The following is a 9,219-nucleotide window of genomic DNA, read 5'->3' as shown; positions in this document are numbered from 1 at the left end:
GTGCGGGCGGGGCCGCCGTCAGAGGTGGCGGCGGCGGTCGGCGAGGTGCTCGTCGTACGCCGCGCGAGCGGCGGTCGCGGCCTCGCGGAAGGACACCTCGGCGACCGGCACGTCCCACCACGCCTCGGCGCCGGGAGCGGTGGGCGCCGGGTCGGTCTCGACGTACACGCAGGTCGGGCGGTCGGAGGCGCGGGCGGTGGCCAGGGCCTCGCGGAGTTCGCGCACGGTCTTGGCGCGCAGGACGTCCATGCCGAGGCTGGCGGCGTTGGCGGCCAGGTCGACCGGCAGCGGGTCACCGGTGAAGGTGCCGTCCGGGGACCGGTAGCGGTAGGCGGTGCCGAAGCGCTCGGCGCCGACCGACTCGGAGAGGCCGCCGATGGAGGCGTACCCGTGGTTCTGGATCAGCACCAGGTTGACGGGCAGCCCCTCCTGGACGGCCGTGACGATCTCGGTGGGCATCATGAGGTACGTGCCGTCGCCGACCAGCGACCACACGGGGGTGCCGGGGGCGGCCTGCTGGACGCCGATGCCGGCCGGGATCTCGTAGCCCATGCAGGAGTAGCCGTACTCCAGGTGGTACTGGCGCGGGCTGCGCGCGCGCCACAGCTTGTGCAGGTCGCCGGGGAGCGAGCCGGCCGCGTTGATGACCACGTCCTCGTCGCCGACCACGGCGTCCAGGGCGCCGACGACCTGCGTCTGGGTGGGGACCGCGTGCTCGTCCGGCGCCCGGTACGCGGCGTCCACGACGGCTTCCCAGCGCTCCTTGCCCTCCCGGTACCGCGCCTCGTACGCCGGGTCGACGCGGTGGCCGGCGAGCGCCTCGGTGAGGGCGGTCAGGCCCGTGCGGGCGTCGGCGACCAGGGGGCGCGCGCTCAGCTTGTGCGCGTCGAAGGCGGCGACGTTGAGGTTCACGAACCGTACGTCCGGGGCCTGGAAGAGCGTGGCGGAGGCGGTGGTGAAGTCCGAGTAGCGGGTGCCGACGCCGATGACCAGGTCGGCGGTGCGGGCCAGGTCGTCGGCGACGGCGGTGCCGGTGTGGCCGATGCCGCCGACGTCCGCCGGGTGGTCGTACCGCAGCGAGCCCTTGCCCGCCTGGGTGGAGGCGACCGGGATGCCGGTGGCGTCCGCGAACTCCTTCAGGGCCTGCTCGGCCCGGCTGTGGTGGACGCCGCCGCCCGCGACGAGCAGGGGGCGCCGGGCGCCGCGCACGGCCTCCACCGCGGCTGCCAGCTCGGCCGGTTCGGGCGCCGGGCGGCGCACGTGCCAGACCCGGTCGGCGAAGAACTCCTCGGGCCAGTCGTACGCCTCGGCCTGCACGTCCTGCGGCAGGGCGAGGGTGACGGCGCCGGTGTCCACGGGGTCGGCGAGCACCCGCATCGCGTTCAGGGCGGCCGGGACCAGCGCCTCGGGGCGGTGGATCCGGTCGAAGTACCGGGAGACCGGGCGCAGCGTGTCGTTGACGGACAGGTCGGCCTCGACGGGGTGCTCCAGCTGCTGGAGCAGCGGGTCGGCGGTGCGGGTCGCGAAGTAGTCGCCGGGCAGCAGCAGCACGGGCAGCCGGTTGATCGTGGCCAGGGCCGCGCCGGTGACGAGGTTGGTGGCGCCGGGGCCGATGGAGGTGGTGACGGCCTGCGCGGAGAGCCGGTCGAGCTGGCGGGCGTACCCGACGGCGGCGTGCACCATGGCCTGTTCGTTGCGGCCCTGGTGGAAGGGCATGGTCTGCTCGCCGGCCTCCAGGAGCGCTTGGCCGAGGCCCGCCACGTTGCCGTGGCCGAAGATCCCCCAGGTGCCGGCGATCAGCCGGTGCCGTACGCCGTCGCGTTCGGTGTACTGCGCGGACAGGAAGCGCACCAGTGCCTGGGCGACGGTCAGGCGGAGCGTGGAGCGGCTCATCGGTTCCTCACTGGGATGCGGAGGTGACGGGGCGGAGGTACGGGGATCGAGAGGTCGGGGGCCGGGAAGTCAGCGGGCCAGCAGGTCAGGGGGTCAGCCGGGGGTCGACCGGCTGGCTCGCCCAGGTGTCGCGGATCCAGGCGTGGTCGGGGTGGTCGCGGATCAGCCAGGCGCGGTCGGCGCCGGGCCCGGCCATGACGTTGAGGTAGTACATGTCGTGGCCCGGCGCGGCGATGGAGGGGCCGTGCCAGCCGTCCGGGATCAGGACGACGTCCCCGCCGCGCACCTCGGCGAGCACGTCCGTGCCGCTGCCGTGGCCCGACGGCGAGACCCGCTGGTAGCCGAGTCCTGGGGTGCCCTCGTGGCCGGCGATCTCGAAGTAGTAGATCTCCTCCAGCTGGGACTCCTCGCCGGGCCGGTCCTCGTCGTGCTTGTGCGGCGGGTAGGAGGACCAGTTGCCGCCGGGGGTGATCACCTCGACCGCGATGAGCTTGTCGCACTCGAAGACGCCGGCCGCGCCGAAGTTGTGCACCCTGCGGGAGCAGGTGCCGCTGCCGCGCAGCTCGACCGGTACGGACTCGGCGGACCCGTAGCGGGCGGGCAGACGGCGTTCGCAGCGGGCCCCGGTGAGGGCGAAGCGGCCGCCCTCGTGGGAGGTGAGGGAGGCGGTGGCGTCCCTGGGCACGTAGACGAAGTCGCTGACGCCGCTGAACACGTCGGCGCGGCCCCGCAGTTCGAACTCGTCCTGGCCGAAGTCGTCGGTGACGGCGACGGTGCAGGAGCCGCCGAGCGAGAGGACGATCCACTCGCTGTCCCCGGCGGTGAACAGATGGGTGCCGCCGGGCGGCAGTTCGAGGACCCGGAGGCCTGAGTGGGCCCAGCCCGCGCTCTCCGGGGTGACGTCCACGGCGTACGGGCCGCTCGCGGCCTTGCCCGCGGGCAGGTGGTGTGCGCTGGTCATGCGGTGGGGTCCTTCCGGTGTCCGGTCGGGGCGGGCCGTTCTGCGGCCGGGGCGGGCCGAGGTGTGCTCAGAGCAGGCCGACCGCGGTGTCCACGGCGGTCTCGACGGTGCCCTCGGCGGGGTAGAGCAGGGACCGGCCGACGACCAGGCCCTGGACGGTGGGCAGCCGCAGGCACTTGCGCCACTTCTCGTACGCGCCCTCCTGGTCCCGGCCGACCTCGCCGCCGAGCAGGACGGCGGGCAGGGTGGAGGTCTCCAGCGCGGCGGCCATGTCGTCCGGGTCGCTGGTGACCGGCAGCTTCAGCCAGGTGTAGGCGGAGGTGCCGCCCAGGCCCGAGGCGATGGCGATGGAGCGGGTGACGGCCTCGGCGGAGAGGTCGTTGCGGACCTTCCCGTCGACGCGGCGGGAGATGAACGGCTCGACGAACACCGGCAGCCGGTGGGCGGCCATGGCGTCCACCGCGCGGGCGGAGGACTCCAGCGTGTTCAGCGATCCGGGGTCGTCGTAGTCGATGCGCAGCAGCAGCTTGCCCGCGTCGAACTGCAGCCGGGCGACGTCCTCGGCGCGGTACCCGGTGAACCGGTCGTCCATCTCGAAGGCGGCGCCGGCCAGGCCCCCGCGGTTCATGGAGCCCATGACGACCTTGTCCTCCAGCGCGCCGAGCAGCAGGAGGTCCTCCAGGACGTCGGCGGTGGCGAGCACCCCGTCCACACCGGGCCGGGACAGCGCCACGCACAGGCGCTCCAGCAGGTCGGCCCGGTTGGCCATGGCCAGCCGGCGGTCGCCGACCCCGAGCGCGCCGCGTGCCGGGTGGTCGGCGGCCACGATCATGAGGCGGCCGCTGTCGCCGACGAGGGGGCGGCGGCTGCGGCGGGCGGCCGCTTCGGCCACGGCCTCCGGGTGCCGGGCGCGCACCCTGACGAGGTCGGGGATGGTGATGCTCAACTGAAGGGCTCCGTTCGGGGGGTGGCGGTGTGTCAGCCGCGGGGGGCGACGAGTTCCTCGACCTCGGCGGCGGTCGGCATCGCGGAGGAACAGGCGAGGCGCGAGGCGACCAGCGCGCCGGCCGCGTTGGCGTACCGCATGATCTTCTCCAGGTCCCAGCCGCTCAGCAGACCATGGCAGAGCGAGCCGCCGAAGGCGTCCCCCGCGCCGAGGCCGTTGACCACCTCCACCGGTACGGGCGGTACCTCGGCGGTGGTGCCGTCGCGGTGGACGGCGAGGACGCCCTTGGGGCCCTGCTTGACGACGGCCAGTTCCACGCCGGCCTCCAGGAGCGCCTCGGCGCAGGCCCGCGGTTCGCGCACCCCGGTGGCGATCTCGCACTCGTCGAGGTTGCCGACGGCGACGGTGGCGTGCCGCAGGGCCTCGGCGTAGTAGGGGCGGGCCTCGTCGGGATCCGCCCAGAACATGGGGCGCCAGTCGAGGTCGAAGACGGTGGTCCCGGCCTTGTCGCGGGCCTTGAGGGCGGCGAGCGTGGCCGAGCGGCTGGGCTCCTCGCTCAGGCCGGTGCCGGTGATCCAGAAGATCCTGGCGGCGCGCAGCGCGAAGAAGTCGAGTTCGTCGGTGTGGATCTCCAGGTCCGGTGCTTTCGGCTGCCGATAGAAGTACAGCGGGAAGTCGTCGGGCGGGAAGATCTCGCAGAACGTGACCGGCGTGGGATAGGCCGCGACCGGGGTGACCCAGCGGTCGTCGACCCCGAATTCTTTCAAACTCTGGTGCAGATAGGCTCCGAAGGGATCATCGCCGGTACGGCTGACGATCGCCGTGGTGCGTCCCAGGCGTGCCGCGGCGACCGCCACGTTGGCTGCCGAACCGCCGAGGAACTTTCCGAACGTCTCGACACGGGCGAGCGGTACGCCGGTCTGCAGGGGGTAGAGGTCGACTCCGATGCGACCCATGGTGATCAGGTCGAAGGACTCGGTCATGCGCGTCGCTCCTCTTCGTGGGGTGCGGAGTTCCTGGGTGTGGGGTGCAGCGGGACCGGTGTGTCCTAGGTGTAAGTCCGGCGCCGAACCCATGTCAAGACTTTGTACTTACATTCTCACGTGATCGTGAAATGATGTCTTAACAAAGTATTGACAGCGGGGTCGGACAGGGACTTACATCCCCTCCCAACAGCACAGCCGAATATCCGTTTCTTCTCCCCCTGTCGCACAGTGAGGTGCCGGAAAGATGGACCGCACGTCTCGCCCCCGCTCCCGCAGATTCGCCCTCGTCGCCGCGGCCGCCGCGGTGGCCCTGACCGTCGCCGGCTGCTCCAGCGACTCCGGCGGCAAGAAGGCCGAGGAGGACTCGGGCGGCGGGTCGGCCGGCAAGGCCGACACCCCCCGCATGAAGATCGCGATGATCACGCACGCGGCCCCCGGTGACACCTTCTGGGACCTCATACGCAAGGGCGCGCAGACCGCCGCCGACAAGGACAACGTCGAGCTGATCTACTCGAACAACCCCGACTCGGCGAAGCAGGCCAACCTCGTCCAGAACGCGATCGACCAGAAGGTCGACGGCATCGCGGTCACCCTCGCCAAGCCCGACGCGATGAAGACCGTGGTCGCCAAGGCCGAGAAGGCGGGCATCCCGGTCGTCGGCCTCAACGGCGGCATCGAGGACTGGAAGGAGCAGGGGCTCCTGTCCTACTTCGGGCAGGACGAGTTCGTGGCCGGCGAGGCCTTCGGCGAGAAGCTCAACGAGCTCGGCGCCAAGAACGCCATCTGCGTCATCCACGAGCAGGGCAGCGTCTCCCTGGAGGCCCGCTGCTCCGGCGTGAAGAAGACGTTCGAGGGCAAGACCACGAACCTCAACGTGAACGGCACCAACATGCCGTCCGTGAAGTCGACGATCAACGCCAAGCTCAAGCAGGACTCGTCGATCGACTACGTCGTCGCGCTCGGCGCCCCGTTCGCCCTGACCGCCGTGCAGTCCGTGGACGACGCCGGCAGCAAGGCGAAGGTCGCCACCTTCGACCTCAACAAGGAGATGGTCAAGGCCGTCCAGGACGGCGACATCGAGTTCGCCGTCGACCAGCAGCCCTACCTCCAGGGCTACCTGTCGGTGGACTCCCTGTGGCTGTACAAGACCAACGGCAACTTCAGCGGTGGCGGCCAGCAGCCGGTGCTGACCGGTCCGGCGTTCGTCGACAAGGAGAACGTGGCCGACATCTCGAAGTTCGCCGCGAAGGGCACTCGGTGACACCCATGACCCAGGCCACGGCACCGGCGGCGAGCTCCTCGCCGCCGGCCTCGCCGGCCGCCCCCAAGGACGGCCGGACCTCCCAGCGGTCCCTGGCCCGCAGGCTGGCGGCCCGCCCCGAGATCGGCGCCCTCATCGCGGCGGTCGTCGTCTACGTCTTCTTCTTCGCGGTCGCCTCCCCCTTCCGTGAGGCGAGCTCGCTGGCCAACGTGCTCTACGAGGCCTCGGTCATGGGCATCATGGCCCTGCCGGTGGCGCTGCTGATGATCGGCGGGGAGTTCGACCTGTCCGCCGGCGTCGCGGTCACCACCTCCGCGCTCACCGCCAGCATCTTCAGCTTCCAGCTCTCGATGAACGTGTGGACCGGCGTCCTGGTCGCCCTGGTGGTGGCGCTGGCGGTCGGCGCGTTCAACGGCTACATGCTGGTGCGCACCGGTCTGCCGTCGTTCCTCATCACCCTGGGCTCGTTCCTGATCCTGCAGGGCGCCAACCTCGCCGTCACCAAGTGGTACACGGGCAACGTCGCCACCGACTCGATCAGCGACATGGACGGCTTCGACCAGGCCAGGAAGGTCTTCGCCTCGGAGATTTCCATCGGCGGCGTCGACGTCAAGATCACCGTCTTCTACTGGCTGGTGCTCGCCGCCCTCGCGACCTGGCTGCTGCTGCGCACCAAGTTCGGCAACTGGATCTTCGCCACCGGCGGCAACCAGGAGAGCGCCCGCGCGGTCGGCGTGCCGGTGACCTTCACCAAGATCACCCTGTTCATGACCGTCGGCGCCGGTGCCTGGTTCGTCGGCATGCACATCCTGTTCTCGTTCAACACCGTCCAGTCCGGCGAGGGCGTGGGCAACGAGTTCCTGTACATCATCGCGGCGGTCATCGGCGGCTGCCTGCTCACCGGCGGCTACGGCTCCGCGGTCGGCGCCGTCATCGGGGCCTTCATCTTCGGCATGGTCTCCCAGGGCATCGTCTACGCCAACTGGAACCCCGACTGGTTCAAGGCCTTCCTCGGCGTCATGCTGCTGCTCGCCGCCCTCGTCAATCTGTGGGTCCGCCGCCAGGCGACCCGGAGGTAACCCATGACCGACAACACCACCTCCACCGACGGCGGCACCCCGGTCTCCGAGGCCCCGGCCCCCGGCGCCCCGGACACCGCCGCGGCAGCCACCGGCACGGCGGCCACCACCGCGGCGGCCGGGGAGCGGGCCGCCGGCGCGGCCGGGAGCGACGGGCGGCCGATCGTCGAGCTGCGCGGGGCCGGCAAGGCGTACGGCAACGTCCGCGCCCTGCACGGCGTGGACCTGGCCGTCCACGCCGGCCGGGTCAGCTGCGTCCTCGGCGACAACGGCGCCGGCAAGTCGACGCTGATCAAGATCATCTCCGGGCTGCACCAGCACACCGAGGGCGAGTTCCTCATCGACGGCGAGGCGGTGCACCTCGGCACGCCGCGCGAGGCCCTGGACCGGGGCATCGCCACCGTCTACCAGGACCTGGCCACCGTGCCGCTGATGCCGGTGTGGCGCAACTTCTTCCTCGGCTCCGAACTGACCAAGGGCCCCTGGCCGGTCCGCCGCCTGGACATCGCGGCGATGAAGGAGACCGCGGACTCCGAACTGCGCGCCATGGGCATCGTCCTGGACGACCTCGACCAGCCGATCGGCACCCTCTCGGGCGGCCAGCGGCAGTCCGTGGCCATCGCCCGCGCCGTCCACTTCGGCGCCCGCGTCCTCATCCTGGACGAGCCCACCGCGGCCTTGGGCGTCAAGCAGTCCGGCGTGGTGCTCAAGTACATCGCCGCCGCCCGCGACCGGGGCCTGGGCGTCATCTTCATCACCCACAACCCGCACCACGCCTACATGGTCGGCGACCACTTCAGCGTCCTGCGCCTGGGCACCATGGAACTCTCCGCCGCCCGCGCCGACGTCACCCTCGAAGAGCTCACCAACCACATGGCGGGCGGCGCCGAACTGGCCGCCCTCAAGCATGAGCTGGCGCAGGTGCGCGGCGTCGACGTCGAGGGGCTGCCCGAGGCGGCGGACGTACAGGCTCCCCTGGCGGCGTCGAAGGAAACGTCCCGATGAGCCGGAGCACCACCCTCGGCGTGGCCGTGATCGGCACCGGCCGGATGGGGGCCGACCACGTGCGCCGGCTGCACGAGGTGACCAACGGCGCCCGGGTGGCGGCGGTCGTCGACGTCGACGCGGAACGGGTCAAGCGGATCGCCGACGGCATCGAGGGCTGCTCCGCGTTCACCGACCCGGCCGCCGCGATGGCCGCCGACGGGGTCGACGCCGTCCTGATCGCCTCCCCGGGCACCGCCCACGAGGCGGCCCTCATGACGGCCTTCGAGCACGACCTGCCCGTCCTGTGCGAGAAGCCGCTCACCCCCGGTTCGGCCTCGGCCCTGCGCGTCCTGGAGGCCGAGCAGCGGCTCGGGCACCGCAGGGTGCAGGTGGGCTTCATGCGCCGGTACGACCCGGAGTACGTGCAGCTCAAGGCGCTGCTGGAGACGGGCCGGCTGGGCCGGCCGCTGATGCTGCACAACCGGCACCGCAACGTGGCGACCCCGCCCGGCTTCACCAGCGAGATGCTCATCAACGACTCCGTCGTGCACGAGATGGACATCACCCGCTGGCTGCTGGAGCAGGAGATCACCGCGGTCACCGTGCTGAAGCCGACCCCGTCGGGCAACGCCCCCGAGGGCCTGCAGGACCCGCAGTTCGTGGTGTTCGAGACCTCCGGCGGCGCGATCGTGGACGTCGAGATCAACGTCAACTGCGGCTTCGGGTACCAGGTGCAGGCCGAGGTGGTCTGCGAGCGCGGCACGGCCCGGATCGGCGACGGCCACGCCCTGGTCACCCAGCAGGCCGGCCACTGGGGCGGCGCCATCGCCCAGGACTACACGGAACGGTTCGAGGACGCGTACGACCGCCAGGTGCAGGCGTGGGTGGACGCCACCCGGCGCGGCGAGGTGACCGGCCCCAGCGCCTGGGACGGCTACGCCACGGCGGCGGTCTGCGAGGCGGGCGTCCGCGCCCAGCAGGAGGGCGGCCGGGTGGAGGTCACCCTCGCCGACCGCCCGCCCTTCTACGCCTGAGCCGCCCTTGAATGCGCAGGGGCCTGGCCCCTGCGCATTCAGGGGCGCGGGGAACTGCGCGCCCCTGAATGC

At 71.8% G+C, this 9,219-nt stretch carries 8 protein-coding genes; 4 read left to right on the top strand and 4 right to left on the bottom strand.

All coding sequences use genetic code 11. The features are described 5' to 3' along the window. Positions 1-18: 18 nt before the first annotated feature. The 4 genes from iolD to iolC form a co-directional block, all read right to left on the bottom strand. A complete protein-coding gene (iolD, locus tag FGF04_RS12730) occupies positions 19-1,893 on the bottom strand; it encodes a 3D-(3,5/4)-trihydroxycyclohexane-1,2-dione acylhydrolase (decyclizing) (protein WP_149511427.1) in 1,875 nt (624 codons plus the stop codon). A gap of 85 nt (positions 1,894-1,978) precedes the next feature. Further along, positions 1,979-2,854 (bottom strand): 5-deoxy-glucuronate isomerase, encoded by an 876-nt coding sequence (iolB, locus tag FGF04_RS12725; RefSeq protein WP_149511426.1) that lies wholly within the window; start codon positions 2,852-2,854, stop codon positions 1,979-1,981. Between the two features lie 67 nt (positions 2,855-2,921). Further along, positions 2,922-3,800 carry a Cgl0159 family (beta/alpha)8-fold protein gene (locus tag FGF04_RS12720; protein ID WP_149511425.1) on the bottom strand — a complete coding sequence of 293 codons (879 nt, stop codon included), beginning with the start codon at positions 3,798-3,800 and terminating at the stop codon, positions 2,922-2,924. A 32-nt stretch (positions 3,801-3,832) separates the two neighbouring features. Continuing rightward, positions 3,833-4,783 carry a 5-dehydro-2-deoxygluconokinase gene (iolC, locus tag FGF04_RS12715; RefSeq protein ID WP_149511424.1) on the bottom strand — a complete coding sequence of 317 codons (951 nt, stop codon included), beginning with the start codon at positions 4,781-4,783 and terminating at the stop codon, positions 3,833-3,835. 247 nt (positions 4,784-5,030) lie between these two features. Here iolC and FGF04_RS12710 point away from each other — a divergent pair, with 247 nt between their 5' ends. From FGF04_RS12710 to FGF04_RS12695, 4 genes are read left to right on the top strand one after another with little or no spacing between them, the layout of a single operon-like run. Then, positions 5,031-6,047 (top strand): sugar ABC transporter substrate-binding protein, encoded by a 1,017-nt coding sequence (locus FGF04_RS12710; protein WP_149511423.1) that lies wholly within the window; start codon positions 5,031-5,033, stop codon positions 6,045-6,047. Between the two features lie 5 nt (positions 6,048-6,052). Continuing rightward, positions 6,053-7,126, top strand: coding sequence for an ABC transporter permease (locus FGF04_RS12705; RefSeq protein ID WP_149511422.1), 1,074 nt, complete (start codon positions 6,053-6,055; stop codon positions 7,124-7,126). Between the two features lie 3 nt (positions 7,127-7,129). Continuing rightward, positions 7,130-8,131, top strand: a complete 1,002-nt coding sequence (locus tag FGF04_RS12700; RefSeq protein WP_149511421.1) for an ATP-binding cassette domain-containing protein — start codon at positions 7,130-7,132, stop codon at positions 8,129-8,131. Next, complete coding sequence (locus FGF04_RS12695) at positions 8,128-9,147, top strand: Gfo/Idh/MocA family protein (RefSeq protein ID WP_149511420.1); 1,020 nt, start codon at positions 8,128-8,130, stop codon at positions 9,145-9,147. The genes FGF04_RS12700 and FGF04_RS12695 overlap by 4 nt, the downstream gene beginning before the upstream one ends. Positions 9,148-9,219 lie beyond the last annotated feature (72 nt).

This window comes from Streptomyces apricus (genome assembly GCF_008369065.1).
Classification (GTDB): domain Bacteria; phylum Actinomycetota; class Actinomycetes; order Streptomycetales; family Streptomycetaceae; genus Streptomyces; species Streptomyces apricus.
The sequence above is the reverse complement of the archived record's forward strand: the minus strand, read 5'-3'. Positions and strand labels throughout refer to the sequence as shown.

Bases quoted from the DNA above. Each gene is read 5' to 3' on its own strand.
- iolB (WP_149511426.1), bottom strand. From the start codon at position 2,854: ATGACCAGCGCACACCACCTGCCCGCGGGCAAGGCCGCGAGCGGCCCG.
- FGF04_RS12700 (WP_149511421.1), top strand. From the start codon at position 7,130: ATGACCGACAACACCACCTCCACCGACGGCGGCACCCCGGTCTCCGAG.
- iolD (WP_149511427.1), bottom strand. From the start codon at position 1,893: ATGAGCCGCTCCACGCTCCGCCTGACCGTCGCCCAGGCACTGGTGCGC.
- FGF04_RS12695 (WP_149511420.1), top strand. From the start codon at position 8,128: ATGAGCCGGAGCACCACCCTCGGCGTGGCCGTGATCGGCACCGGCCGG.
- iolC (WP_149511424.1), bottom strand. From the start codon at position 4,783: ATGACCGAGTCCTTCGACCTGATCACCATGGGTCGCATCGGAGTCGAC.
- FGF04_RS12705 (WP_149511422.1), top strand. From the start codon at position 6,053: ATGACCCAGGCCACGGCACCGGCGGCGAGCTCCTCGCCGCCGGCCTCG.
- FGF04_RS12710 (WP_149511423.1), top strand. From the start codon at position 5,031: ATGGACCGCACGTCTCGCCCCCGCTCCCGCAGATTCGCCCTCGTCGCC.